This is a genomic window from Microbacterium oleivorans (genome assembly GCF_013389665.1).
Classification (GTDB): domain Bacteria; phylum Actinomycetota; class Actinomycetes; order Actinomycetales; family Microbacteriaceae; genus Microbacterium; species Microbacterium oleivorans_C.
Genome location: NZ_CP058316.1, coordinates 3,263,847 through 3,288,622 on the forward strand (window position 1 = coordinate 3,263,847; position 24,776 = coordinate 3,288,622).

The following is a 24,776-nucleotide window of genomic DNA, read 5'->3' on the forward strand; positions in this document are numbered from 1 at the left end:
CGACATGAGCACTCCTCTCGATTCCCCCGACCAGGGCGGCCTCGCGACCCTCGACCGTGAGCTCGAGGAGCTCATCCGCGAGGAGTCGCTCGATCCGGGCGACCACGAGCGGTTCTCGCATTACGTCAAGAAGGACAAGATCCTCGAGTCGGCGATCACCGGGAAGCCGGTGCGTGCACTCTGCGGCAAGAAGTGGACGCCGGGCCGGGACCCCGAGAAGTTCCCCGTGTGCCCCACGTGCAAGGAGATCTACGAGTCGATGACGCGCTGAGCCGCGGCCTCAGTCGGCGTCGCGGTAGGTCGTCGGGATGGCGGGCTCGGAGCGGCTGAGCGCGAGCGCGCGCACCGGAAGCTCCTCGATCACGCGGGCGTGATGAGCGCGAGCCGCCCGGACGCCGGCGGGACCGGTCCAGTCCGCCACGGCGTGGCCGTCGGAGAACAGGGTCGTCTGTAGCGCGCGGGCGTCGGGATGCTCGGCGGGGGAGTCGAGGGGCTCGAAGCCATCGGCGACCACGACGACCTCCTCTTTCGCCGTGCCGCCGTCGAGGACCCGGAACGCCGACTTGCGCCCGCCGTGCGACACCTTGTCGGCCGAGGCCTTCGCCACCGGCAGCCATGACCCGTCCTCGTTCTGACGTGCCACGAGCTTGTATACCATGCCGGCCGTGGGCGTGCCCGATCCCGTGACGAGCGAGGTCCCGACACCGTAGGCGTCGACCGGGGATGCCGCGAGCGCAGCGATCGCGTACTCGTCGAGGTCGCTCGTGACGGTGATCCGGGTGTCGCGGGCGCCCAGCTCGTCGAGCTGTCGGCGTACGTCCGCGGCGACGGTCGGCAGGTCGCCCGAATCGATCCGCACGCCGCCGAGCGCGGGTCCCGCCACGCGCACCGCCGTCGCCACACCCTCGGTGATGTCGTAGGTGTCGATGAGCAGGGTGGTGTCCACGCCGAGCGCCTCGATCTGGCTGCGGAAAGCCGCTTCCTCGCTGTCGTGCAGGAGGGTCCACGCGTGCGCGGCCGTCCCCATCGTGGGGATCCCCCACGTGCGCCCGGCTTCGAGGTTGCTCGTAGCGCCGAAACCGGCGATGTGCGCGGCGCGCGCCGCCGCGACCGCGCTGCGCTCGTGCGCGCGTCGCGACCCCATCTCGGCGAGCGGGCGATCGCCCGCGGCGATCGCCATGCGCGCCGCGGCCGTCGCCACTGCGGAGTCGTAGTTCAGGATGCTGAGGACGAGAGTCTCGAGCACCACCGCCTCGACGAAGCTACCCTCGACGGTCAGCACGGGCGACCCCGGGAAGTACAGCTCACCCTCGCGGTATCCGGTGATCGTGCCGGTGAAGCGGTAGTCGGCCAGCCAGTCCAGAGTGCGGGCATCCACTCCGCCGTGCTCGCGCAGGAACCGCAACTCGTCGTCGCCGAAGCGGAAGTTCTCGATCTCTTCGAGCAGACGGCCGGTTCCGGCGACGACGCCGAACCGTCGGCCACCCGACAGGCGGCGTGCGAACACCTCGAAGACGCAGTGCCGGTCGGCGGTGGAGTCGCGGAGCGCCGCCTGCAGCATCGTGATCTCGTACCGGTCGGTGAGCAGAGCGCTGGAGGCCGTCATGTCTGCCACTGTAGCGACGCGGGGTAGGCTCGATGATCGTGAACGACGCGCCCATCGGCATCTTCGACTCGGGCGTCGGGGGACTCACGGTGGCGCGAGCCATCTCGCAGCTCCTGCCTCGCGAGTCGTTGCTGTACATCGGCGACACCGCCCACTCCCCGTACGGACCGAAGCCGATCGCCGACGTGCGCCGCTACGGCCTCGAGGTGCTCGACAGCCTCGTCGACGAGGGGGTGAAGATGCTCGTCATCGCGTGCAACACCGCATCATCCGCACTGCTGCGCGACGCCCGCGAGCGCTACGACGTCCCCGTCGTCGAGGTCATCAACCCCGCCGTCCGCACGGCGATCTCCGCGACCCGCAACGGGCGCATCGGCGTCATCGGCACCGTGGGCACGATCGCTTCCCGGGCATATCAGGACATGCTCGAGGTCAACCAGAACCTGTCGGTCTTCGCCGCCTCCTGCCCCCGGTTCGTGGAGTTCGTCGAGGCGGGCATCACGCAGTCGCCCGAGGTTCTCGCCGTGGCCGAGGAGTACCTGGCACCGCTGCGCGGAGCGGGCGTGGACACCCTGGTGCTCGGCTGCACGCACTATCCGTTCCTCGAGGGCGCCATCAGCTACGTGATGGGGCCGGACGTCACGCTGGTCTCGAGCGACTCCGAGACGGCGAAGGACGTCTACCGGCAGCTCGTCTCGGGAGATCTGCTGGCCGGTGCCGCGGCCGTGCCCCGCCACGTCTACGAGGCCACGGGCGATTCCGCCGACGACTTCCTCGCCCTCGCCGACCGTCTGATGGGTCGCGGCGTGTCGTCGGTGCGGCTCGTGCAGACCGGCGCCATCTCGCTGCCCGCGCCCAGGCCGCCGGCTTCCTGAACCCCACCCGCCGTTCGATCGGAGACATCCCATGACCGATTCCCTGCGCGCCGACGGGCGCACCGCCGACCAGTTGCGCACCGTCACGATCGAGCGCGGCTGGAGCGCTCACGCCGAGGGGTCGGCGCTGGTGAGCTTCGGCGGCACGAAGGTGCTGTGCACGGCGTCGTTCACGAACGGCGTCCCCCGATGGCTGACCGGCAAGGGCAAGGGCTGGGTCACCGCCGAGTACGCCATGCTGCCGCGCGCGACGAACAGCCGCAACGATCGCGAGTCGATCAAGGGCAAGGTCGGCGGCCGCACGCACGAGATCTCCCGCCTGATCGGGCGTGCGCTGCGCGCCGTGGTCGACACCAAGGCCCTCGGCGAGAACACCATCGTCATCGACTGCGACGTGCTGCAGGCCGACGGCGGCACGCGCACCGCAGCCATCACCGGCGCCTACGTCGCCCTCGCCGACGCCATCGAGTGGGGGCGGTCGCAGAAGTTCATCGCCCAGCGAGCGACGCCGCTGGTCGATTCGGTCTCGGCGGTGTCGGTGGGCATCATCGACGGCACGCCGATGCTCGATCTCGCCTACGTCGAGGATGTGCGCGCCGAAACCGACATGAACGTCGTCGTCACCGGTCGCGGCCTGTTCGTCGAGGTGCAGGGCACGGCCGAAGGCGCGCCGTTCGACAAGCGCGAGCTCGACGCCCTGCTGGAACTGGGCGTGGCCGGCTGCGCCGACCTGCGCGACATCCAGGCTGCGACGCTCGCATGAGCGACCGGATCGTCCTGGCGACGCACAACCCGCACAAGGTCGAGGAGTTCCACGCCATCGTCGCGGCGGTGCGTCCCGACCTCGAGGTGATCGGCTACGACGGGCCCGAGCCCGTCGAGGACGGCATCACCTTCGCCGAGAACGCGCTCATCAAGGCCCGCGCGGCCGCCGCGCATACCGGTCTGCCCGCTCTGGCCGACGACTCGGGCATCTGCGTCGACGCGCTCGGCGGTGCCCCGGGTGCCTTCTCGGCCTACTGGGCCGGGCACCGCAAGGATGCCGCCGCGAACACGGCGCTGCTCCTCGACCAGCTCTCCGATATCGCCGATCCCCGACGTGGCGCGCAGTTCGTCTCGGTCATCGCCCTCGTCGACGGCGAGTCCGAGCATGTCGTCGAAGGTGTCTGGCCGGGGCGGCTGGCAACGGCCCCCGCCGGCGCGGGAGGCTTCGGCTACGATCCGGTGTTCGTACCCGACGAGCAGCCCGGGCCCGCGCGTACGGTCGCCGAGTGGTCGGCCGCCGAGAAGAACGCCGCCTCGCACCGGGCGCGAGCCTTCGTGGCTCTGACCGAGCTGCTGCGCGCCCTCTGAGCGACCCGCTGCGCGCACGTTCGGGCTACCCGTCGTCGCGGAGGACGTCGCCGGGGCTGCGGTCGGGGCGCAGGCCGCGCCACCGGGCGTGGCGCAGGATGCCGCCGGGTGTGAACTCGGCGAACGCGACCTCGCCGACGAGGTCGGGGCGCACCCACAGCGCGTCCGACGCATCAGCTCGCGGGACGTCGACGAAGGGGTTCTCATCGGTTCGCAGCGGGTCGAGAGCCGCGGTCAATCGGGTGAGCTCGAGGTCGGAGAAGCCCGAGCCCACCCGCCCGGCATAGCGTAGGCCGGTCTCGTCGGGGATGCCGAGCAGCAGCGACCCGATGCCGCCGCGTCGAGACCCCTTGCCCGGTCGGATCGCGCCCACGACGACGTCCTGCGTACGGGTGAGCTTGACCTTCAGCCATTCCTCCGAGCGGACTCCGACGCGGTAGGGCGACCTCGGATCCTTCACGACGGCACCCTCCAGATCGAGCTCGCGGGCGACCGCGAGCGCCGCATCGAGGTCGTCGGTGACGGGCGGCACGGTGAGCGGAGCGCGCGTCCGCGTCGTCGCCGACTCCAGGAGTCGCCGTCGTTCCCGCAGGGGGAGGGCGGTCACATCGCGGTCGCCGTGGCCCAGCAGGTCGAAGACGAAGAAGTCGACAGGCGTCCGGTCGCGTTCCCGCGCGATCTCCCGGGGCTTCGTGAGATGCATGCGGTTCTGCAGCAGCGGGAAGCTCGGGCGCCCCGATCCGTCGAGGGCCACGATCTCGCCGTCGAGGACGAGCGGGTCGGGACCGAGCCCGAGGTCGGCGTCGGTGAGCTCGGGGTAGCGGGCGGTGATGTCGGTTCCGCTGCGGGCGTGGAGTCGCAGTCGTTCGCCGTCCCAGTGCGCGATCGCGCGCACACCGTCCCACTTGAACTCCACCCAGCGTCCCCAGCGTTCGGCGGCCGCGTGCGCCGGACCGGGCGCCGACGACACCGCGAGCATCGGTGCCACGGGACCCGTGGGCGCGGCGCGATCGAGCGCGGTCCCGGCCGCCGCCCCGTCGTCGCCAGCAGTCGACGGGTGATGCTGCGCCGGCTCGAGCCCCGCGGAATGCCGGCTCGCCCCGGCCTTCATGCGATGGAGCAGCCACTGCGACTTCTCACCCGACCCGCTCGTGCGGATCAGCACCAGCCGCGCCGCCTCCGCGGCCCCGCCCGGGCTGCCGTGCAGGGTGAGGATCACCTCGTCGTCGCGCCATTTCTCGAGCTCGTACGTGCCGGTGTCCCAGATGCTCATGGTGCCCGCTCCGTACTCTCCGGCGGGGATGTCGCCGGAGAAGGTCAGGTACTCCAGCGGATGCGGCTCCGTCATGACCGCCAGATGGTTCCGCTCGGGCGTCTCGGGGATGCCGCGTGGCACTGCCCAGCTGATGAGCACGCCGTCGCGCTCCAGGCGCAGGTCGTAGTGCAGGCGTCGCGCGTGGTGCTCCTGCACGACGAAGCGCGGCCGCGCGCCGCTGCTGCCGGCGGCAGCTGCCGTCGGCATCGGCTCCGGGGTGCGATCGGCCGACCGCTTGGCGAGATAGGGCGCGAGGGGCGCGGTGCGGGCCGGGGCGAGGGGGGCGAGGAGATCGCCGACATCGGCCGCGCGCTCGAGCATCTCGTCGAAGCGGAGCTGTCTCAGCCCGGGGTCATCGAGCTCGCCCCAGGACCGCGGCGCGGCGACCGTCGGCTCCGCCCGCCCCCGCAGCGAGTACGGCGCGATGGTGGTCTTGGCGCCGTTGTTCTGGCTCCAGTCGAGGAACACTCTGCCGGCGCGCGCACTGCGGTTCATCTGGCTGATCACCAGGTCGGGGTGGTCGGCCTCGAGCGAACGGGCGAGCTCCTTGGCGAATGCCGACGCCTGCTCGCTCGTCTGCCGGCCGTCGAGGGAGGCGTAGAGATGGATCCCCTTGCTGCCGCTCGTGACTGGGAACAGCGTCATCCCGACGCCGGCGACGATGTCTCGCACCCATCGCGCCACCTCGGCGCATTCCGCCAGGCCCACGCCCGGGCCGGGATCGAGGTCGAGCACCAGCCGGTCGGGGGCGTCGCGCTCACCGGTGTCGCCGAAGCGCCACTGCGGCACGTGCAGTTCGAGGCTCGCGACCTGCGCGAGGTAGACGAGGGCGGCGACCTCGTCGACGAGCGGATAGTCCTTCGCGCCTGTCGAGTGGTCGATGGGCAGGCGGGGGAGCCAGGAGGGCGCGCCGCGCTCGAGGTCCTTGGCGAAGAAGTCGGGCTGCTCGACCCCCTCGGGCCACCGTTTCCGGGTCACCGGACGGCGGTCGAGGTGCGGCAGCATCAGCGGCGCGATCCGCGAGACGTAGTCGATGACCTCGCCCTTGGTCGTGCCCGTCTGCGGATACAGCACCTTGTCGAGGTTCGACAGGCGCAGGCGCCGACCGTCGACGCGCACCGTCTGTTCCCCTGCCATGGCGACAGGGTATTGCGCCACCCGCTGGTGGCGCGCGGTGGTTGCGGTGTGTACTGCCTTCATGAGATCGATCTGGAAAGGCGCCCTGACCTTCGGGCTCGTCAACGTGCCGGTGAAGGTCTACTCGGCGACCGAGGACCACGACGTCCCGCTTCATCAGGTGCACAACGCCGACGGCGGCCGCATCCGTTATCAGCGCATCTGCGAGATCGACGGCGAGGTCGTGCCGTACGCCGACATCGACCGCGCCTACGACGACGGTGAGCGCACCGTCGTGCTCACGAAGGATGATCTCGCCTCCCTGCCGTCCGAGCGCAGCCGCGAGATCGACGTCGTGGAGTTCGTGCCGAGCGATCAGATCGATCTGCTCACGCTCGACAAGGCCTACTACCTGGAGCCGGACTCGTCGTCTCCGAAGTCCTACGTCCTGTTGCGCAAGACGCTCGAGCAGACGGACCGCACCGCGATCGTGCGCTTCTCGCTGCGGCAGAAGACGCGACTCGCGGCCCTCCGCGTGCGCGATGACGTCCTCGTGCTGCAGACGCTGCTGTGGGCCGACGAGGTGCGCGAGGCCGCGTTCCCGTCGCTCGACGAGTCGGTGCGCATCTCGGCCAAGGAGCTGGAACTGTCGGCATCCCTCGTCGAGAGCTTCTCGAGCGACTTCGACCCGGCGTCGTTCACCGACGAGTACCAGGCGGAGCTGCGGACCCTCATCGACGCGAAGCTCGAACAGGGTGATGCGCTCGACACGTCCGAGACGTTCGGCGAGCAGGCCGAGAAGGAGGGCGGTGAGGTCATCGACCTGATGGAGGCGCTGCGGGCGAGCGTCGAGCGCAGCCGCGCCGCTCGCGGCGCATCAGGCTCGGGAGCGGCCTCCGCGACGCGGGCCGGATCGACGGCGACGGGCGACCACGCATCGGACGAGACTCCCGCCCAGAAGGCTTCCGGGAAGAAGGCGTCGTCGAAGAAATCGGCGAACGCGACGCCGACCGGTGAGAAAGCACGCGAGAAGAAGGCTCCCGGCCGGAAGAGCGCGAAGGCGTCCTGATCAGCCTCGGGGTGGCTCGCCGCCCTCGATGCGCGGCTCGTCGTGGCCGTGCGGGCGGGGGGTCCCCTCACCGTGCACGTGGCCGCGCTGCTGGAACACCTCGGAGCCGAGGACGAGGTCCTGTGCCTCGTCGGCATCGGTGAACTCGTCGGGCCCGGCGGCCATCTCCTTCTTGGCCTTGCGCTTCTCGGCGAAGTAGTGCCACACGATGAAGAACACGGTGCCGACGACGGCGGCGAGCAGGATGACGTCGATGTACTCGGCGACGAACTCGCCGACGCCGGGGATGAGGCTGACGAGGTACCCGAAGATCGTGAGGCCGAAGCCCCAGAGCACCGCGCCGATGAGGTTGTAGAGCGAGTAGCGGTGCCAGGGCATCTTGCCCACACCCGCGGCGACCGGTGCGAATGTGCGCACGATCGGAACGAAGCGGGCGAGGATCACGGTGACGCCGCCGTAGCGCTCGAAGAACGCATTGGTGCGCTCGACGTTGCGCCGGCTGAACAGCCCGGATTCCTTGCGCTCGAACACCGCTGGGCCGCCCTTGCGCCCGATGACGTACCCGACTTCGCCGCCGAGGAAGGCGGAGAGTCCGATCAGCAGCGCCACGATCCACACGTTGACGCCGAAGACGCCGTGTGGGGCGTGCGTGACGGGGTTCGACAGCAGCCCGGCCATGATCAGCAGCGTGTCACCGGGCAGCAGGAATCCCACGAGCAGGCCGGTCTCGGCGAAGATGATGAAGCAGACCACGAGCAGAGCCCACGGGCCGGCCGCGCTGATGATCGTGGCGGGGTCGAGCCAGGGGATGAGGGCGATCTGGTGCACAGTTTTCCCGTCGGAGGAGGATGACGCGAGGGAGGGCGAACGCCCGATCCGTGCGGAAGGTGGGACTTGAACCCACACGCCGTGAAGCACAGGAACCTAAATCCTGCGTGTCTGCCAATTCCACCACTCCCGCGGACGGCTCAGTCTAACCAGCGGAGCGCTCGCCGACCTGTGCGTGCGACGCAGATTTCGGGACATCCCGAAGCCGCGGCGAACCACCCACGATCCAGTAGCCGGCGCCGATCACGACCCCGCCGCCGACGAGGTTGCCGAGTCCGACGCACAGCAGGTTCAGCGCGAACATCGGCAGGGTCGCCGACGCATCGCCGGTGAGCAGCCCGATCGTGAAGGTCGTCATGTTCGCCACCACGTGCTCGAACCCCGAGGTGATGAATGCGAGGATCGCGGCGAACACGACGAGGACGCGCGCTGTCTCGCTCCGCAGGCGCACCGTCATCCAGACCGCGACGCAGACGAGCATGTTGCACAGGATGCCGCGGACGAACAGTTCCGCCGGTGTCTCGTGCGCCTTGGCCGACAGCATCCCGGCGATCATCCCACCCGCGGCCGCATTGCTGTGCAGCACTCCCGAGGCCACGACGAGAGCGGCGAAGGCCATCGAGCCGACGAGGTTCGCGGCGAACGTCCAGAGCATCGCGGTGGCGGCCCGTCCCGGCGGGACCGCGCGCATGAGGGCCGCCTGGGGGAGCGTCATCATCGTCGAGGTGACCAGCTCGCCGCCGGCGACGACGACGATCGTGAGTGCCACGCCGAACACCAGGCCCGAGACGAGCTTCGCCCACCCCGACCCCGTCGCCAGCAGCGGTCCGGCCGCCGTGACCATGAGGACCACCCCGACGCCGATATACGCGCCGGCGAGCATGCCCGAGACGGTGAAGCGTGCGGGGGTGTGCATGCCACGCGCCTTGTGTCGGCCGTTGTCGGCCTGCACCGCGAGGGCTTCGGGGATCGAGAGCACGGGTCACCGTCCTTCCGCCGCCAGTCTGCGCGCACGCGCTCGGGCGCGACGGGGCGGCGGGCCGGGGATAACCGGACGCCGAAGTGAGGTCCCCGTGGCGCCGACCCGCGATGTCAGCTCAGCCGGCGAGCTCGGATCGGACGAGATCGGCGCCGGCGACCAGGGCGCTGAGCTTCTCGAACGCCACGCCGCGCGGCAGGGGAGCCATGCCGCAATTGGTGCTCGGAATCAGCTTGTCGGCGTCGACGAACCGCAGCGCACGCCGGAGGGTGTCGGCGACCTCGTCGGGCGTCTCGACCTGATCGCTGGCGACGTCGATCGCCCCCAGCATCACCTTCTTGCCGCGGATGAGCTCGACGAGCTCGAGCGGAACGTGCGAGTGATGACTCTCCAGCGAGACCACATCGATGGCCGAGCGCTGCAACAGCGGGAACGACTCTTCGTACTGCCGCCACTCCGGCCCGAGGGTGGCCTTCCAGTCGTTGTTGGCCTTGATCCCGTAGCCGTAGCAGATGTGCACGACCGTCTCTGCGCGAAGACCCTCGGCCGCGCGCTCGAGCGTGGCGACACCCCAGTCCCTCATCTCGTCGAAGAAGACGTTGAACGCGGGCTCGTCGAACTGGATGATGTCGACGCCGGCGGCCTCGAGCTCCCGCGCCTCCTGGTTGAGGATCGTCGCGAACTCCCACGCGAGCTTCTCGCGGCTGCGGTAATGCCGGTCGGACAGGGTGTCGATCATCGTCATCGGACCGGGCAGCGCCCACTTGATCGGCTGGTCGGTCTGGCCACGGAGGAAGGCGGCGTCGTCGATGAACACCGGCTTCGGGCGGCTCACCGCGCCTACCACCGTGGGAACGCTCGCGTCGTAGCGGTCGCGGATGCGAACCGTCTCACGCTGCTCGAAGTCGACGCCGTCGAGGTGCTCGATGAACGTCGTCACGAAGTGCTGACGGGTCTGCTCGCCGTCGCTGACGATGTCGAGGCCGCGCCGGCGCTGCTCGTGGACGGCGGCGCGCAGCGCGTCGCGCTTGCCCTCCGCGAGGGTGTCCCCTGCCAGCTCCCACGGAGACCACAGCACCTCGGGCTTGGCGAGCCAGGATGGCTTCGGCAGGCTCCCGACGATCGAGGTGGGTAGCAGGGGCTCGGTCACGGACGATGCTCCCCGGGTCATCGGACGGGCGCCGGGTAACGAGCGGCCCACCGGGTCAGCACGTGACGGTGCGGGGTGACGAAATGCTCGTCGGCGTACCTGCCCTGCGTGGATGCGAGCTGACTGCGCTCGACACGGTCGTAGGTGATCCCCGTGGGCGCGAAGTCCGCGCTCTCGAGAGACGGGCGATAGACCTCGCCCGCCGCCGCGGTGGCGCTGTAGATCTCCGGGCGGTAGATCTTCTGGAACGTCTCCATGGTCGCGATCGTCGCCATGAGCTGCAGGTCGGTGTAGTCGTTCAGGAGATCGCCGCGGAAGTAGAAGGCGAGCGGCGCGACGCTGCCGCGCGGCATGAAGTAGCGCACCTGGAGGCCCATCTTGCCGAAGTACTCGTCGGTGAGTGAGAAGGCGTCCTGCTCGTACTCGGCGCCGAGGACGGGGTGGCGGTTCCCGTTGCGGCGATACGTCCTGCTCGTCGACACGCTGATGCAGACGACCGGTGGGAGCACGAAGCGCTCGCGGTAGGCGGAGGACTCGAGGAAGTGCTGGAAGAGCTTGCCGTGAAGGTCGCCGAAGCCCTCGGGCACGCTGAACTCCCCGGGGGTGTGCTGCACCGAGGGCAGGAGGACGCTGAAGTCGTAGTCGCGAAGGTACGACGAGAAGTTGTTGCCCACGATGCCCTGGTGGCGCTCGCCGGTCACCCGGTCGAGGATGTGGATGTCGAGCACTTCGAGCAGCGGGAACTCCTGGTCGTCGCCCTCGTCGGCGAACCGCAGCTGCACGGAGACGATGTCGAGCTCGGCGGTGTAGCGGTCGCCCGCCGGGTTGCCGGTGCGGGCGAGGTCGTTGAGTCGGCCGTCGATCATCGCGAGGGCATCATGCAGGTTCTCGCGACGGCGCTCGCCGCGGGCGAGGTTCGCGAAGTTCGTCGTGATGCGCGAGCTGTCGGACGGGGCGTAGTCCTCGTCGAAACGGGTGGTGGTGATGCGGAACGTGAACTCGTTCGCCATGGTCGGCCAATCGGTGCGGAGCTCGGGAGAGCGATGCGGTCAGCGGTGACTCCATCGTGCGCGCGCGACGGGGGCATCGGGTAATTCATCGTTGCTATGCGGTGTCATAGGCTGTGCCTATGGCCGGAACGCGGAGCGGGATCACGCTGCAGCAGCTGCACTACTTCATCGAAGTCGCCGCCGAGGGGTCGATCTCGGCGGCCGCCGACCTCCTCTACGTCGCCCAGCCGACGATGTCGGCGGCGATGAAGGACCTCGAGACCCGCGTCGGGCGGGACCTGCTCCTCCGCTCGGCCCGGGGCGTCACCCTCACGACCGACGGGGTGGAGTTCCTCGGCTACGCCCGACAGGTCGTCGAACAGGCGGAGCTGCTCGAGCAGCGATACCTCGGTCGGCCGCCGTCGCGGCGCCTGCTGGGCGTGTCGACGCAGCACTACTCGTTCGCGGTCGACGCGTTCGTGCGCATGGTCAGGAGCACGGGCGCCCCGGAGTACGAGTTCTCGCTGCGCGAGACGCGCACCTGGGACATCATCGAGGACGTCCGCACGCTCCGGAGCGAGATCGGCATCCTGTTCCGCAACGACTTCAACCGCAACGTCATCGACAAGCTGCTCCGCGACTCGGGTCTGGGCTTCCATCCGCTCTTCGTGGCGGAGCCGCACATCTTCGTCTCCCGGAGGAACCCGCTGGCATCACGCGCTCGCGCGTCCCTGGACGATCTCGTCGATCTGCCTCGGCTGACCTTCGACCAAGGGGCGAACAACTCGTTCTACTTCGCCGAGGAGATCCTCTCCACCCTGTCGAGCAAGCAGGAGATCCGGGTCTCCGACCGGGCCACGATCTTCAACCTCATGATCGGCCTCGACGGCTACACGATCTCGACCGGCATCATCAGCGACGACCTCGACCCCGAGATCGTCGCGGTGCCGCTCGAGGTCGACGAGCGCATCGAGATCGGCTGGATCGGCCGCACCGCGATCCCGCTCACCGAGCAGGCTCAGCGGTATCTCGGCGAGGTCCGTGCCGTCGTCGCGGGGTTCGGTATCGAGCTGCTGGGCTGAGCCGGTGTCGGCGCCGCGGTCCCGCCACGATCGGCCGCCGCCCCGACGCAGCGGCTAGGCCGACGTGCGGGCGAACGCGACCGTGGCGAGAGCCGCGGCCTGGTCGCCGAGCACTCCGTCGTCGAAGACCACGCGGGGGGAGTGGTTCCACTCCACGGTGCGCAGGTCGGTGCCCGCGGGCGAGGTCATCAAAGCGATGAACGTCCCGGGCACCTCGGCGAGCACGAACGCGAAGTCCTCCGAGCCCATCATGGGCGAGGGCATCACCATCACGCGCTGCTCGCCGAAAGTGCGTCGCAGCTCGGTGAGCACGGCCTCGGTCTCGCGGGCGTCGTTGACCGTCACCGGGTACATCGTCTCGAAGCGGACGTCGGCCGTGAGCCCGTGCGCCGCCGCGACACCCGCGACGACCCGAGGCAGGCCCTCCTGCAGGATCGCCAGCGAGGCCGGCGACATGTTGCGCACGGTCGCGGCGATCTCGACCTTCTCGGGGATGACGTTGACGGCGCCCTCTCCGGTCGACAGGCGCGTCACCGAGAGCACCACCGGATCGAAGGCGTCGAAGCTCCGGGTCACGAAGCTCTGGAGCGCGAGAACGATCTCGGCGGCGGCCGGCACCGGATCGAGGGTCTGATGCGGCTGCGAGCCGTGCCCGCCCCGTCCTGCGACGGTGACGAACAGCTGATTCGAGCCCGCGGCGACGGCGCCCGTCCGGGTGGCGAACACGCCCCGCGGGCCCGGGGCCACGTGAATGGCATAGGCGGCGACGGGCCGTTCGCCCGCGACCTCGAGCAGTCCCTCGTCGAGCATGATCCGAGCCCCGCCGTGCCCTTCCTCACCGGGCTGGAACATGAAGACGACAGAACCGTGCAGCTCCTCGCGCCGACGGGACAGCAGCATGGCGGCGCCGACGAGCCCCGACGTGTGCAGGTCGTGGCCGCACGCGTGCATGCTGCCGTTGGTCGCGGCGTAGTCGAGACCGGTCGCCTCGTCGATCGGCAGCGCGTCCATATCGCCGCGCAGCAGGACGGTCGGTCCGGGCAGAGCGCCTCGCAGGACCGCGACGACCGACGTCGTCGCGGTGCCCGTGGTGATCTCGAGCGGGAGCGCCGCGAGCGCGTCGAGCACGCGTCGCTGCGTCCGGGGCAGATCGAGGCCGAGCTCCGGGTCGGCGTGGAGAGCGCGGCGCAGCGTCACGAGCTCGGGCAGGATCGCGCCCGCGTCGGCGGTGAAGTCGGGGAGGGGCATGTCAGCCTTTCGCTGCGGTGTCGGCGGCACGGGGCATGCGCATGGCGGCGAGGGCCACGGCGGCGACGAGGAACGCCGCCGCGCACACGCCCCAGATGGTGATGTAGCCCTGGATCGACGAATGCAGGGCGCCCGTGGTCGTGAAACCCGCGAGGACGACGGCGAACACGGCTCCGGCCGCCGAGCCGCCGAGGGTCCGGAGCGAGTTGTAGACGCCCGCGGCGATGCCGGTGGAGTCGCTCGGGGCTATCTCGGCCACGAGTGCCGGCAGTGCGCCGAGGAGCAGGCCCATGCCGATCCCGTTGACGGCCGACACCAGGAAGATCTGCCAGAGATGGTCGTGGAAGGCGATCTGGATGAGCGAGCCGGATGCCGCTGCCAGCGCGCCCGCGATCAGGACCGCGCGGATGCCGACGCGACGGGCGATCGGCGCGAACGTCGCGGCGCCGACGGTGGCGAGGATGGTGACGACCGCCGTGACGGCGGAGGCGGTACTCGCCGATGCGGCGAATCCGTAGCCGGTCATCTCGGGGTCGGCGGTGAGGAATGTCGTCGTGGGGGACTGGGCGCCGAACATCACCATCCCGAAGAGGAAGGCCGTCAGATAGACGGGACCGAGGCCCGGGGAGACCACGAGGCGGAGGTCGATCGCCGGTGACGGCGTCCGGAGCTCCCAGCCGACCCAGAGCACGAAGACGACGAGCGCGCCCGCGAGGGTCGCGATCGTCGCGGGCGAGGCGAAGCCCGCGGTCGAGGCGAGGCGCAGGCCGAACAGCAGGAGAACCATCGCGAGGCCGATCCCGACGAAGCCGGGGACGTCGACCTTCACCGCGGTGCGCGTGGTCGATTCCGGGACCTTGAAGAACACCGCGTAGGCGCTGACCGCGACGAAGACGACCGGCACGAGCAGCGTGAGGGTGAGGCTCGGCAGGACGGCGGAGAACAAGCCCGCCGCCAGGGTGCCCAGGATCGCGCCGCCCGTCAGGCACGACACGAGCAGGCCGATGGCCGTTCGCGCGGTCTCTCCGGTGATGCGGTTGTGCACGAGCGCGATCTCGAGCGGCAGCCACACGGCGAGCGGGCCGACCAGGATGCGGGCGGCGAGCACGGCCGGGTAGCTGGGGAGGAGAGCCGTGACCAGCGTCCCCACGAGGACCGCGACGACCGCGATCCGCAGCATCCGGCGATGCCCGAAGATGTCGCCGAGCTTGGACAGGAGGGGCACGCTCACGGCAGCCGCGAGGGTCTGCACCGTGAGGAACCAGGTGATGTCGGCGTCGGACACGCGCAGATTGCCCGTGATCTCCCCGAGAAGCGGGGCATAGAACCCCTGCACGAAGCCGCTCGCGAGTTCGCAGAAGACGAGGAAGCCGACCACGGCGCGGACGCCGACCTTCGGCAGGGACGTGGTGAGGGGCGGGGATTCAGGGGACATCGGAGACCTGTTCATCGGCGTCGGGCAGTCGACGGGGAGGGTGTGACACGAGGGCGTCGATGATGTCGACGTAGTGGCGCTCATCGATGTGGATGCGCTTGACGGACTGCCGGTACAGGGTGAGCCCGGCGATCGTGTCGAGGACGATGTCGTGGTCGACGTTCTCGGGAAGCTCGCCGCGGGCGATGGCGCGATCGAGGATGTCGATGCCCTGCAGGCGGCGGTGCTGGAAGAACGACTCCCATAGGGAGGGGAAGACGTCGGGCTCGAACATGGCGCGGAGCCCGTTGCTCTGCTCGGTCGAGAGCTCCTGGTTCCGCTGATTCTGCAGGGCGTGTTCGAGCAGGTCGCCACGCACGTCGCCTCGGTCGGGCATCTCGCCGATGTCGACCCGGGAGCGCAGAGCCGCGGCGACGAGTGCGCCCTTGTCGGCATATCGGCGGTAGATCGCCGTCTTGCCGCATCCGACCGACCGGGCGACCTGCTCGACGCTGAGCTGCTGGTAACCGTGGGCGCCGAGCATCTCTCCCGTGGCGCGGAGGATGCGCCGGGTCAGGTCCTCATCGGTCGGGCGGCCCGCTCTCTCGGGCGACGGCTGGATCATGTTTCAACGATACGAAACGGCGTGTTTCGTAAGTATGACGAGTCGATCACGATTCGCGCCATCGACCCCGACAGCGCGCGCAGCCGTGATTGCGCGCTGCGCTCGCCGAGGTCACACGACGGGCACGGGCGCTCCGACCATGCCGAACAGGTCCTTGGGGTCCTCGGGCTCGGCGATGAGGTCGATCGACTCGCTGTAGCGGGTGTTCGCGGTCGCATCGCGCGTATAGCGCAGGGCCGTGAAGTCCTCGATCGCGAATCCGACCGAATCGAAGACGGTGATCTCGTCGGAGGAGACGCGGCCCGGTGCGAGGCCGGCGATGACCGACCACACCTCCGTCGCCGGCCAGTCGGCCGGGAGCTGCTGAAGCTCACCCTCGATGCGGGTCTGCGGGGTGTGCTCGACGAAGAGCCGGTTCTCCCGCACGAGCGCGAGGTCGAGCTCGGTCTTGCCGGGACAGTCGCCACCGATCGCGTTGATGTGCGCGCCGGGCCGGACCTCGTCGGCGCGCAGCACGACGGCGTTCGCCTTGTCGGCGGTGCAGGTCGTGATGAGGTCGGCGTCCGCCGCCGCCGCGGCCGCCGAGTCGGCGACCGTCACCTCGAACCCCAGGGGCCGGAGGTTGCGTGCCGTAGCATCGGCGGCTGCCCGGTCGGTGTCGAACAGGCGCAGGTCGGTGATGCCGAGCTGGGAGCGGATGGCGAGGGCCTGGAACTCGGCCTGCGAACCTGCGCCGATCATCGCGTGCACCCGGGCGTCGGGGCGCGCGAGCCACCGTGCGGCGAGGCCCGACGCTGCGGCGGTCCGCAGCGCCGTGAGGAGCGTCATCTCCGACAGGAAGAGCGGGTACCCCGTCATGACGTCTGCGAGGACGCCGAAAGCGGTCACCGTCTGGAAGCCGCGGGACGGATTCGCGGGGTGGCCGTTGACGTACTTGAACGCATAGAGCTCGCCGTCGCTCGTGGGCATCAGCTCGATGACGCCGATGGGCGAGTGGCTCGCCACACGCGGCTCGCGCTCGAAGCGCTCCCACCGTCGGAAGTCGACCTCCATCGCGTCCACCATCCCGGCGATGATCTTCTCCGGGCCGGTCTCGCGGACCCAGGAGACCATGTTGCTGACGCTCACGAAACGCATGACGGATGTCCTTTCGGCGGAGGGTGCTTCGGGGCACCGCGTGTGGCGACATTCTCCCGATGGCGCGCGTCAGCCGGATTTCCGGCGCCGGAAGAAGCAAAACGGCGATCGGCCGTTTGCCGCTTCTCGCAGGTTCGTCCGCCGCGGTGACGCGACGTCCCTACCGTGGCGGCACGACGGCGAGGGGAGATCGCGATGCGCACGCAACGACGAGGCGAGGACGCGCTCGACTGGCGGATGTACCGGGGCAGCGGTCAGGTGCAGGTCGAGCGCTACTTCCGCGCGTCGACGCGGCTCGGGTCGAGCGTGATGTTCTACCACCTCGAGCCGGGCGCCGAGGAGGGCGTCCATCACCACCTCGCGGACGACCCCGCCAGCTGCTCCGCCGAGAGCGCGGATGAGATGTACGTGGTCACCCGTGGAGAGGTGGTCATCACGGGAGGGCCCGAGCCGATCGTGCTGCGAGCGGGCGATGCCGCCTACGCCCCCCACGGGGTGCCGCACGGCGTGCGCAACGCCTCCGACGAGCCCGCGGAGCTCGTGCTCGTCTACGGGCCGCCCGGCGTCTGACCGTTCGCGCGGCGCCGGTGGTCAGCGCGCCGCGAGCTGCTCGCCGCGTCGCGCGGTGCGCACGATGCCGTCCGCGAGCACGGGCCACACGCCCGGTGGGATCAGATGGCCCATGCCGGGGTGGAGCTGCAGCTCGGCCTCGGGCAGCGCCGCAGCCATGTCGATCGCGGCAGCGGGGCCGCAGACGTCATCGTCGCGGCCGTGGAAGACGAGCGCGGGCGCGGCCACCGCGCGCAGCAGGTCGAGGCGTTCGGGCGCCCGCAGTAGCGCCGCCCATTGCCTGCTGAACCCCTCCGGCGCGTCGCCGCGGTCGAAGGCCTCGCCCGCTGCCCACCGCATCCAGTCGACGTCGATCGGGTACCGGGCGCTGCCGGCGACCGCGGCGTACGCGCCCGCGGCCTCGACCTGCACGGCCCGGGGCACCCGCACCGGTGCCTGCTGCAGCTCGGGCCGCGTGTCGTGCAGGACGTAACGCGGATCGCGTCCGGGGATCGTCGAGACGAGGCCCAGGCTGAGGACACGGCCGGGATGCCGGATCGCGGCCATCTGCGCCATCATGCCTCCCATCGAATGGCCGACGAGATGCGCGCCCGCGACGCCCAGGTGATCGAGGATGCGGATGACGTCGTCGCCCAGGTCCTCCAGGCCGTAGCCGCCGTCGATGTCGTCCCGTCCACCGAAGCGGGGTGAGAGACCGGTGTCGCGATTGTCGAAGCGGACGACGCGGAAGCCCTGAGCTGCGATCAGCTCGACGAAGGGCTCGGGCCAGGACAGCAGCTGCGCACCGCCGCCCGAGATCAGCACGACGAGCGGGTCGCCCTCGTCGCCGAAGGCCTCGAAATAGAGCGCGACGTCGGTGGTGTCGGTGTACGGCACGGGGTTCCTCTCCGGCGTCAGTCGACGAAGACGGGTCGGTGGTCGATGCCCGAGGCCGGATCGTGCGCGTCGGCGACCCCGAACGTCGAGATGTCCTCGGTCGTCTCACCGTTGACCGCGAGCTCGGCGAGGATGCGGCCGATGGTCGGGGTGAACTTGAACGCGTGTCCGGCGCCGAGCGCCACGATGATGTCGGGATGCCGGGGCACGGGGCCGATGACGAAGTTGCGATCAGGGGTGATGGCGTACTGGCAGGTCACCGTGCGGAGCACGCCGCCGCTGCCGGGGATCGTCGACGACATGAAGTCCGTGAGCTCCGCGAGCAGCTCCGGGGAGGGCACGAACGTGCGCTCCTCGGGCGACATGACGTTGTCGGAGCGGTCGCGCGCCGCTTTGATCGTCGGCTCGCCGTAGGTCGGGAAGCCGTAGAAGCACTGCTCGTCCTCCCAGATCCACACCGGGAACCGGTCGCGGTCGAACGCGTCGGGTTCCTCCGGGGCGAAGTACGTCACCTGCTCCTGCATCGTGATGAGGGGGATCTCCGCGCCGAGCGGAGCAAGGAGCGTGTTGGTCCACGCGTCGGCCGCGAGGACGACCTTGCCGGCGTGGACGTCGCCGTGCTCGGTCCGCACGATGACGCCGGATTCGTCGGGGACGAGGCTCAGCACGGGCGTTCGGTCTCGGACGACCACGCCGTTCATGCGGGCGTGCATCTGGAACGCGGCGACCGACCGGGCGGCGTGGACGATGCCGGAGTCGGGCGTGTAGACGGTCTCGACGTTCGCGGGCAGGGAGAACTGCGGCCAGCGGGCGTGGACGTCCTCCGGGGCGAGCAGCTCGTGGGGAACCTGCGCCTCGGTGAGGCTCGACACGAAGTCGGACGCGGCGAAGGGGCCGTCGGTCGGGATGAACACGAGCCCGCCGGTGACGGTCGTGAGACGTTCTCCTGTGGCCGCCTCGAATGCGGCCCAGTCGCGATACGACGCCTGTGCGAGACGGACGTAGGGGGACGAGCCGTACGAGGTCCGGATGATGCGCGACGTGTCGTGCGACGCCCCGCGGACGTGGCCGAGCTCGAACTGCTCGAACGCGATCGTCCGCACCCCGGTGTGCGACAGGTGGTAGGCGGCGGCGCTGCCCAGAGCGCCCATGCCCACGACCGCGACATCGAATCTCTCCATGTGGCTTCAGTCCTTCCCCTTCGGTGCTGGCCATTATTTGAGCGCCGTCGCCCGACGCTGTTACACTGCTGGCCTCGCGCAAACCCGATGCGAGAGGTTTGCCGATTACGGGCGAGGGGGACGCATGACCGCACGCGTGGAAGCGGGGCTCCGCGTCGTCCAGGTGGTGTCGGGACGCCCCGACCCCACCGAACCGATGCTGACCGGGGCGATCGCGCGAGCGGCGGGGATGCCGCTGAGCAGTGCGTCGCGGCTGTGCGCGGAGCTGGTCGACCTCGGGCTGCTCGCGCGCGGTGACGCTTACGGCTCGTATCGGGTGGGGCCCGCCGGGCTGCGCCTGTCGGGAGTCGCGTCGGAGCCCACCGTCGCGGCCGCGCGGTCGGCCCTCACCCGGCTCGCGCACGGCACCGGCGAGACGGCGGTGCTCGCCGTCGGCGCGCTCGGGGGCGTTCGTGTCGTCGACGCCGTCCCGTCGCCCTGGACGCTGCATTCTCCGGCCGGGGTCGGGGAGCTCGTGGCTGATCAGCGCAGCGCGAGCGTGCAGGCCCTTGCGCGCGTCGGCGTCGGGATGGGCGGTCAGCTGACCGAGTCGCGGATCGGCAAGTGCGTCGAGCTCGCCGTGCCGGTGCTCGATCCGGGGGGCGAGGGCGTCGGGGTCCTCGCGGTGCGCCTGCCCGTCAACCGGGCGAAGGAGGGCGTCCCCGTCGCGCGACGCGCGCTGGCCGCGGAGCGCCGCACGCTCGAGCGCACGCTGGCCGCTCCGACGTCGCGTGCGACGCCGCCGGGTGCGAGACGCCGCCCATCGTCTGCTCTCGCGGCCGCCCAGATGCTCCTCGAGGCGCTCGGGCCCGCAGAGGCCTCGGTCTCGGAGCTCTGCGCTGCAACCGGCATCCGCCGGGACCGGGCTCTGCGCCTGCTGGAGTCGTGTCACCGCGCTGGTTTCATCCGCTTCGACGCCGACGGCGAGCGCCTGCACCTGTCGTGGATGCTCCACGGCTGGCTCCGGGCGGCCGTACGGCCGACACTCGTGTCGGAGGGCGCCCCCGTCGTCGCGGCAGCCGCCGACGCCACCGGCGTCTGCGCCTTCATCACGGTGCTGCGGGGGATGCGCTCCGTGACCCTCGTCGAGGAGATCCGCAGCCTGGGGGCGGGCCTGGACATGACGCCCTGGCTCGGTCGCCCGTGCCCGATCCCCAGCGCCGACGGGGGGCCGACGCTCGTGATGGACTTCGACCCGGACGACATCCCCGCCTTCCTGCCGCGGCGGACCGATGCGCGCGAGCTCGCCGACTTCCGCCGGCGCGTCGAGGTGCTCCTGCGCGACGGCGTGCTCGCGACGGAATCGTTCGAGGAGGCAGGGCAGACCGCCGTGACCGCGCCGATCCGCGACGCGAGCGGTGCCGTGGCCGCCGCTGTGTGCCTGGTGGGGACGACCGACGAGATGCGGCCCCGTATCCCCGAGTTGAAGACCGTCGCGCTCGAGCTCTCGGCCGACCTCTCCAGCCTGGTCGGCTACCGCGCCGCCGACCCCGCGGTCGCGGCGGCCTGACGGCCGCGTCCCTCGCCGGGTCGCGAAACCGCGATCCGGGTGCGTCGGGTTTGCGTGTTCTCGGGGGCGTCGACGGGGCGAAAACGGCCGTTCCTATCATGAGCGCACTCGCCACGGATGCCGCGACCTCCGGCATCGGAGACCGGCTCGATCCGTGAGCGGACACCGTCACCGTGCAGCATCCCGCCCGAACAAGGAGTGCCATGAATCGCCGTCCGTTCCGTCCCGTCCCTCGCCTCGGACTCCTCGTGGGGGCGTCTCTCACGAGCGTCGCCCTCCTCGCCGGCTGCGCATCGTCGGGGGAGGCATCGCCCGCGGCCGGCGAGAGCGAGCTGTTCGACCAGGCCATCGCCGACCTCCTGCCGGCGGACATCGCCGAGGCCGGTGAGATCCACGTCGCCAGCGGACCGGGCTATCCGCCGATCCTCGACCTCGCCGAGGACGGGGTCACCCTGTCGGGCTCGCAGCCGGAGGAGGTGCGCCTGATCGGCGAGGTGCTCGGCATCGACATCGTCTTCGACGACATCAAGTTCGACGCGCTCTTCCCCGCCCTCGAGTCGGGCAAGGTCGACATGGCCGCCGCCTCGCTCGGCATCACGCAGGAGCGGCTCGGGGCGGTCGACTTCGTGAGCGACTTCCAGGGCGGTACGACGCTGCTCGTCGCCGGGGGCAATCCCGAGGACCTGTCGATCGAGACGCTCTGCGGCCACGCCGTCGGGGTGTTGAAGGGCTCGACCGAGGAGACCATCACCCTCCCGGTGTGGGCGGAGGCGTGCTCCGCCGCAGGTGACTCCGACATCGAGATATCGACGTTCGCGACCGCGGCGGACGCGGTGCTGGCGCTCTCGTCCGGGCGTGTCGAGGCGACGGTCAGCGCTCTGCCGCCGGCCGTCTATCAGGCGGCTCAGTCGGACGGCGCCATGGAGGCGCTCGACATCAATCACGAGCCCACCCCGTGGGGGCTGGCCTTCCCGAAGGGGTCGGAGCTCACCGAGGCCGTCGCTGCAGCGCTGCAGAAGCTCATGGACGAGGGCCTGTACCTCGAGAACCTCGAGCGCTTCGGCGTCGAGGTGGGCGCCGTCGACACCGCCGAGGTCTACACCGACCCGTCGCAGGCGGCGAAGTGAGCACGGCGACCCCGGACATCGCCGGGTCGGACGGCGCCATCGTCGACGCGGCGCCGCTGCGCGTGGTGCCCGTCCGTCGATGGGGGCAGTGGATCACCTCGGCGATCATCCTGCTCCTGGCAGCCATGCTCGTGCAGTCGGTCGTGGCGAACCCCAACTTCGAGTGGGGGAAGGTCTGGGGGTACTTCCTCGACGGCCGCATCCTGCGCGGTCTCGGCACGACCCTGTGGCTCACGGTCGTCGCGATGGTCATCGGGGTGGTGATCGGCGTCGTCATGGCGGTCGGCCGTCAGTCGCGGAACGTCGTCGTATCGGGGGCGGCATCCGCTTATGTCGGTTTCTTCCGCGGCACGCCGCTCCTGGTCCAGCTCATCTTCTGGTTCAACCTCGCCGCGTTGTACCCCACTCTGCAGTTCGGCGTCCCCTTCGGCCCGACGTTCGTCGAGGCCGACACGAACACCCTCATCACGCCGATGCTCGCCGCGATCCTGGGTCTCGGTCTGAACGAGGGGGCGTACATGTCCGAGATCATCCGCGCGGGACTGCTCTCGGTCGACCCGGGACAGACGGATGCCGCCGAGGCGCTCGGCATGCGGCGGCGGCAGATCTTCCGCCGGATCGTGCTGCCGCAGGCCATGCGCGTCATCATCCCGCCGACGGGCAACGAGACCATCTCGATGCTGAAGACGACGGCCCTCGTGAGTGTCATCGCCATCGGCGACCTGCTGTTCGCCGCGCAGACGATCTACTCGCGCAACTTCGAGGTGATCCCCCTGCTGATCACCGTCAGTCTCTGGTATCTCATCGTCACGACGATCCTCAGCACGGGGCAGTACTTCGTCGAGCGCAGGTTCACGCGAGGTGATCGCCGCGTCGAGCCGTCCTTCGTCATGGCCTGGCTCAGCGGTGTGGTTCCGCGACACGCGACCGTGGACCCCGCGCCCGTCACCGCTCCGATCGACACCGACACCGACACCGAAGGAGGACGCCGATGACCGCGTCCGCGATCACGCCCATGGTCGAAGCGGTCGGCGTGCACAAGCGTTTCGGCTCCAACCACGTCGTCCGCGGCATCGACCTCGTCGTGGAACGGGGTCAGGTGCGGTGTCTGCTGGGTCCGTCGGGTTCGGGCAAGAGCACCTTCCTGCGCTGCATCAACCACCTCGAGAAGATCGACGCCGGGAGCATCAGCGTCGACGGCGAGCTCGTCGGATACCGACGCGCGGGCGACCGGCTGCACGAGCTGCGCGACGACGAGATCGCGCGCAAGCGCAGCGACATCGGGATGGTGTTCCAGCACTTCAACCTGTTCCCGCACATGACCGTGCTCGAGAACCTCATCGAGGCCCCGGTGATGGTGCGCCGAGAGAGGGCGACGGACGCGAAGGAGCGCGGGCGCGCGCTGCTGGACCGGGTCGGCCTCGCAGACAAGGCGGACGCCTACCCTCGGTCGCTCTCGGGCGGCCAGCAGCAGCGGGTCGCCATCGCCCGGGCGCTGAACATGCGTCCCAAGCTCATGCTGTTCGACGAGCCGACCTCCGCGCTCGATCCGGAGCTGGTCGGCGAGGTGCTCGACGTGATGCGCGACCTCGCGGACGAAGGCATGACGATGATCGTCGTCACGCACGAGATCGGCTTCGCCCGCGAGGTGGCCGACACCGTGACGTTCATGGACGGGGGAGTCGTCGTCGAGAGCGGCCCGCCGGCGCAGGTGCTCGGCGATCCCGAGCACGCGCGCACCCGGGCCTTCCTGGCCAAGGTGCTCTGAGGGCGGTCAGGAGGCGATCTCGTCGAAGGCCTGCTGGAGTGCGGTCTGCACGGCCTCGAGGGCGGGGCGGTGGGAGGCGCCGTGCCGCACCGCGGTGAAGACGTCGCGGCGGGGTCGCCCCGGCAGGTCGTACAGCCGGACCGGCGGGTCGTCGCCCGCGAACACCAGGTCGGGGATCATGCCGGCGGCGCGTCCGGCCGCAACGAGCCGGATGTGCGCGGTCAGATCGGTCAGCTCGAACGGGACGTGCGGCTCGAACCCGACCGCCCGGCACTGCTGCGTGGCCCAGTGCCGCGCGGCGGTGCCGACCGGCTCCATCACCCAGGGGCGGTCGCGGAGTGCGGCGAGCTCGGTCTCGCGCTCGTCGGGACCGACGGCGAGACGGATGCTGTCGAGCCCGAGGAAGGCGCGATCGAGGCCGGCCCGGTGCTCGCGGGTGTGACCGGGGTACTGTTCGGCGACGACGAGGTCGAACCCGCGTGCGGCGAGCTCGAACAGTCCTTCCTCCGGCGGGAGTTCGGTGACCTCGAGCCGCAGGCCGGGCGACGTGTCGGCGAGCAGCTCCAGCACCCGCGGGATGAGGCCGTGGACGGCGGACTGCATCGCCGACACGCGGACGGGCGAGAGAGACGGCTGCATCCGCTCGAGCTCGCTGCGCACCTCCTCGTCGGCAGCGAGCATGCGCGCGGCGTGTGCTGCGAGAGCCTCGCCCTGCGCAGTCAGCCTCACGCGCCGGCCGTCGGGGCGCAGGAGCGCGACGCCCGCTTCGCGCTCGAGCTGTGCGAGTTGCTGCGAGATGGTCGACGGGCTGTACGCGAGGGCTTCGGCCACCGCGGCGAGCGTTCCCCGCACCGATAGCTCGTGCAACAGGCGCAGGCGTCGGAGGTCGAACACGCGGTAGTCCATTCATCGAAAGTAT

At 70.3% G+C, this 24,776-nt stretch carries 24 protein-coding genes and 1 tRNA gene; 11 read left to right on the top strand and 14 right to left on the bottom strand.

Annotated elements, in window-relative coordinates; translation table 11 throughout:
- The first annotated feature begins 4 nt into the window (after positions 1-4).
- Complete coding sequence (locus HW566_RS15515; RefSeq protein WP_178014395.1) at positions 5-271, top strand: DUF3039 domain-containing protein; 267 nt, start codon at positions 5-7, stop codon at positions 269-271.
- 9 nt (positions 272-280) lie between these two features.
- Here the strand turns inward: HW566_RS15515 and HW566_RS15520 are convergent, their stop codons facing one another.
- Positions 281-1,606 carry a nicotinate phosphoribosyltransferase gene (locus tag HW566_RS15520; protein WP_178014397.1) on the bottom strand — a complete coding sequence of 442 codons (1,326 nt, stop codon included), beginning with the start codon at positions 1,604-1,606 and terminating at the stop codon, positions 281-283.
- A 38-nt stretch (positions 1,607-1,644) separates the two neighbouring features.
- Here HW566_RS15520 and murI point away from each other — a divergent pair, with 38 nt between their 5' ends.
- From murI to rdgB, 3 genes are read left to right on the top strand one after another with little or no spacing between them, the layout of a single operon-like run.
- Positions 1,645-2,481: a glutamate racemase gene (gene murI, locus HW566_RS15525; RefSeq protein WP_178014399.1), complete on the top strand. Its 837-nt coding sequence runs from the start codon at positions 1,645-1,647 to the stop codon at positions 2,479-2,481.
- 31 nt (positions 2,482-2,512) lie between these two features.
- Complete coding sequence (gene rph / locus HW566_RS15530; protein WP_178014401.1) at positions 2,513-3,244, top strand: ribonuclease PH; 732 nt, start codon at positions 2,513-2,515, stop codon at positions 3,242-3,244.
- On the top strand, positions 3,241-3,834 hold the full coding sequence (rdgB, locus tag HW566_RS15535; RefSeq protein WP_178014403.1) for an RdgB/HAM1 family non-canonical purine NTP pyrophosphatase: 594 nt from the start codon (positions 3,241-3,243) through the stop codon (positions 3,832-3,834). Before rph ends, rdgB begins: the two co-directional genes overlap by 4 nt.
- 25 nt (positions 3,835-3,859) lie before the next feature.
- Here rdgB and HW566_RS15540 read toward each other — a convergent pair whose 3' ends face one another.
- Complete coding sequence (locus HW566_RS15540; RefSeq protein ID WP_178014405.1) at positions 3,860-6,286, bottom strand: ATP-dependent DNA ligase; 2,427 nt, start codon at positions 6,284-6,286, stop codon at positions 3,860-3,862.
- A 61-nt stretch (positions 6,287-6,347) separates the two neighbouring features.
- On the opposite strand from HW566_RS15540, the gene ku reads away from it, so the two are divergent.
- Positions 6,348-7,334: a non-homologous end joining protein Ku gene (gene ku, locus HW566_RS15545; protein ID WP_178014407.1), complete on the top strand. Its 987-nt coding sequence runs from the start codon at positions 6,348-6,350 to the stop codon at positions 7,332-7,334.
- On the opposite strand, the gene HW566_RS15550 is transcribed toward ku, so the two are convergent.
- From HW566_RS15550 to HW566_RS15570, 5 genes are all read right to left on the bottom strand, one after another.
- A complete protein-coding gene (locus tag HW566_RS15550; protein WP_178014409.1) occupies positions 7,335-8,162 on the bottom strand; it encodes a DedA family protein in 828 nt (275 codons plus the stop codon).
- A gap of 51 nt (positions 8,163-8,213) precedes the next feature.
- Positions 8,214-8,295 (bottom strand) — tRNA-Leu (locus HW566_RS15555).
- Positions 8,296-8,307: 12 nt separating this feature from the next.
- Complete coding sequence (locus tag HW566_RS15560; protein WP_178014411.1) at positions 8,308-9,141, bottom strand: formate/nitrite transporter family protein; 834 nt, start codon at positions 9,139-9,141, stop codon at positions 8,308-8,310.
- Between the two features lie 118 nt (positions 9,142-9,259).
- Positions 9,260-10,291 (bottom strand): methionine synthase, encoded by a 1,032-nt coding sequence (locus HW566_RS15565; protein ID WP_256728767.1) that lies wholly within the window; start codon positions 10,289-10,291, stop codon positions 9,260-9,262.
- Between the two features lie 17 nt (positions 10,292-10,308).
- Positions 10,309-11,301, bottom strand: coding sequence for a putative oxygenase MesX (locus HW566_RS15570; RefSeq protein ID WP_178014415.1), 993 nt, complete (start codon positions 11,299-11,301; stop codon positions 10,309-10,311).
- A gap of 119 nt (positions 11,302-11,420) precedes the next feature.
- On the opposite strand from HW566_RS15570, the gene HW566_RS15575 reads away from it, so the two are divergent.
- Positions 11,421-12,362, top strand: coding sequence for a LysR family transcriptional regulator (locus tag HW566_RS15575; protein WP_178014417.1), 942 nt, complete (start codon positions 11,421-11,423; stop codon positions 12,360-12,362).
- A gap of 54 nt (positions 12,363-12,416) precedes the next feature.
- On the opposite strand, the gene HW566_RS15580 is transcribed toward HW566_RS15575, so the two are convergent.
- The 4 genes from HW566_RS15580 to HW566_RS15595 form a co-directional block, all read right to left on the bottom strand.
- Positions 12,417-13,610 (bottom strand): M20 metallopeptidase family protein, encoded by a 1,194-nt coding sequence (locus HW566_RS15580; RefSeq protein WP_178014419.1) that lies wholly within the window; start codon positions 13,608-13,610, stop codon positions 12,417-12,419.
- 1 nt (position 13,611) lies between these two features.
- Positions 13,612-15,045, bottom strand: a complete 1,434-nt coding sequence (locus tag HW566_RS15585; RefSeq protein ID WP_178014421.1) for an MFS transporter — start codon at positions 15,043-15,045, stop codon at positions 13,612-13,614.
- Positions 15,035-15,649 carry a TetR/AcrR family transcriptional regulator gene (locus HW566_RS15590; protein WP_178014424.1) on the bottom strand — a complete coding sequence of 205 codons (615 nt, stop codon included), beginning with the start codon at positions 15,647-15,649 and terminating at the stop codon, positions 15,035-15,037. The genes HW566_RS15585 and HW566_RS15590 overlap by 11 nt, the downstream gene beginning before the upstream one ends.
- A 111-nt stretch (positions 15,650-15,760) precedes the next feature.
- A complete protein-coding gene (locus HW566_RS15595) occupies positions 15,761-16,786 on the bottom strand; it encodes an ornithine cyclodeaminase (RefSeq protein WP_178014426.1) in 1,026 nt (341 codons plus the stop codon).
- A 195-nt stretch (positions 16,787-16,981) separates the two neighbouring features.
- On the opposite strand from HW566_RS15595, the gene HW566_RS15600 reads away from it, so the two are divergent.
- Positions 16,982-17,356 (top strand): cupin domain-containing protein, encoded by a 375-nt coding sequence (locus HW566_RS15600; RefSeq protein WP_178014427.1) that lies wholly within the window; start codon positions 16,982-16,984, stop codon positions 17,354-17,356.
- A 21-nt stretch (positions 17,357-17,377) separates the two neighbouring features.
- Here HW566_RS15600 and HW566_RS15605 read toward each other — a convergent pair whose 3' ends face one another.
- Together HW566_RS15605 and solA are read right to left on the bottom strand one after the other, a co-directional pair.
- A complete protein-coding gene (locus tag HW566_RS15605; protein WP_178014429.1) occupies positions 17,378-18,232 on the bottom strand; it encodes an alpha/beta fold hydrolase in 855 nt (284 codons plus the stop codon).
- Between the two features lie 17 nt (positions 18,233-18,249).
- Positions 18,250-19,413 (bottom strand): N-methyl-L-tryptophan oxidase, encoded by a 1,164-nt coding sequence (gene solA, locus HW566_RS15610; RefSeq protein WP_178014431.1) that lies wholly within the window; start codon positions 19,411-19,413, stop codon positions 18,250-18,252.
- Positions 19,414-19,537: 124 nt separating this feature from the next.
- On the opposite strand from solA, the gene HW566_RS15615 reads away from it, so the two are divergent.
- From HW566_RS15615 to HW566_RS15630, 4 genes are all read left to right on the top strand, one after another.
- Positions 19,538-20,962, top strand: coding sequence for a helix-turn-helix domain-containing protein (locus HW566_RS15615; protein ID WP_178014433.1), 1,425 nt, complete (start codon positions 19,538-19,540; stop codon positions 20,960-20,962).
- Between the two features lie 203 nt (positions 20,963-21,165).
- A complete protein-coding gene (locus tag HW566_RS15620) occupies positions 21,166-22,089 on the top strand; it encodes a transporter substrate-binding domain-containing protein (RefSeq protein WP_178014435.1) in 924 nt (307 codons plus the stop codon).
- Positions 22,086-23,084: an amino acid ABC transporter permease gene (locus HW566_RS15625; protein WP_256728769.1), complete on the top strand. Its 999-nt coding sequence runs from the start codon at positions 22,086-22,088 to the stop codon at positions 23,082-23,084. Before HW566_RS15620 ends, HW566_RS15625 begins: the two co-directional genes overlap by 4 nt.
- Positions 23,081-23,857, top strand: coding sequence for an amino acid ABC transporter ATP-binding protein (locus tag HW566_RS15630; protein WP_306171780.1), 777 nt, complete (start codon positions 23,081-23,083; stop codon positions 23,855-23,857). Before HW566_RS15625 ends, HW566_RS15630 begins: the two co-directional genes overlap by 4 nt.
- 6 nt (positions 23,858-23,863) lie before the next feature.
- Here HW566_RS15630 and HW566_RS15635 read toward each other — a convergent pair whose 3' ends face one another.
- Positions 23,864-24,751 (bottom strand): LysR family transcriptional regulator, encoded by an 888-nt coding sequence (locus tag HW566_RS15635; protein ID WP_178015020.1) that lies wholly within the window; start codon positions 24,749-24,751, stop codon positions 23,864-23,866.
- Positions 24,752-24,776: the final 25 nt, after the last annotated feature.

What these genes read in the sequence shown, in the direction of transcription:
- HW566_RS15515 (WP_178014395.1), top strand. Translation starts at nt 5, where the DNA reads ATGAGCACTCCTCTCGATTCCCCCGACCAGGGCGGCCTCGCGACCCTC.
- HW566_RS15520 (WP_178014397.1), bottom strand. Translation starts at nt 1,606, where the DNA reads ATGACGGCCTCCAGCGCTCTGCTCACCGACCGGTACGAGATCACGATG.
- rph (WP_178014401.1), top strand. Translation starts at nt 2,513, where the DNA reads ATGACCGATTCCCTGCGCGCCGACGGGCGCACCGCCGACCAGTTGCGC.
- rdgB (WP_178014403.1), top strand. Translation starts at nt 3,241, where the DNA reads ATGAGCGACCGGATCGTCCTGGCGACGCACAACCCGCACAAGGTCGAG.
- HW566_RS15540 (WP_178014405.1), bottom strand. Translation starts at nt 6,286, where the DNA reads ATGGCAGGGGAACAGACGGTGCGCGTCGACGGTCGGCGCCTGCGCCTG.
- ku (WP_178014407.1), top strand. Translation starts at nt 6,348, where the DNA reads ATGAGATCGATCTGGAAAGGCGCCCTGACCTTCGGGCTCGTCAACGTG.
- HW566_RS15570 (WP_178014415.1), bottom strand. Translation starts at nt 11,301, where the DNA reads ATGGCGAACGAGTTCACGTTCCGCATCACCACCACCCGTTTCGACGAG.
- HW566_RS15575 (WP_178014417.1), top strand. Translation starts at nt 11,421, where the DNA reads ATGGCCGGAACGCGGAGCGGGATCACGCTGCAGCAGCTGCACTACTTC.
- HW566_RS15580 (WP_178014419.1), bottom strand. Translation starts at nt 13,610, where the DNA reads ATGCCCCTCCCCGACTTCACCGCCGACGCGGGCGCGATCCTGCCCGAG.
- HW566_RS15585 (WP_178014421.1), bottom strand. Translation starts at nt 15,045, where the DNA reads ATGTCCCCTGAATCCCCGCCCCTCACCACGTCCCTGCCGAAGGTCGGC.
- HW566_RS15590 (WP_178014424.1), bottom strand. Translation starts at nt 15,649, where the DNA reads ATGATCCAGCCGTCGCCCGAGAGAGCGGGCCGCCCGACCGATGAGGAC.
- HW566_RS15595 (WP_178014426.1), bottom strand. Translation starts at nt 16,786, where the DNA reads ATGCGTTTCGTGAGCGTCAGCAACATGGTCTCCTGGGTCCGCGAGACC.
- HW566_RS15600 (WP_178014427.1), top strand. Translation starts at nt 16,982, where the DNA reads ATGCGCACGCAACGACGAGGCGAGGACGCGCTCGACTGGCGGATGTAC.
- solA (WP_178014431.1), bottom strand. Translation starts at nt 19,413, where the DNA reads ATGGAGAGATTCGATGTCGCGGTCGTGGGCATGGGCGCTCTGGGCAGC.
- HW566_RS15615 (WP_178014433.1), top strand. Translation starts at nt 19,538, where the DNA reads ATGACCGCACGCGTGGAAGCGGGGCTCCGCGTCGTCCAGGTGGTGTCG.
- HW566_RS15620 (WP_178014435.1), top strand. Translation starts at nt 21,166, where the DNA reads ATGAATCGCCGTCCGTTCCGTCCCGTCCCTCGCCTCGGACTCCTCGTG.
- HW566_RS15630 (WP_306171780.1), top strand. Translation starts at nt 23,081, where the DNA reads ATGACCGCGTCCGCGATCACGCCCATGGTCGAAGCGGTCGGCGTGCAC.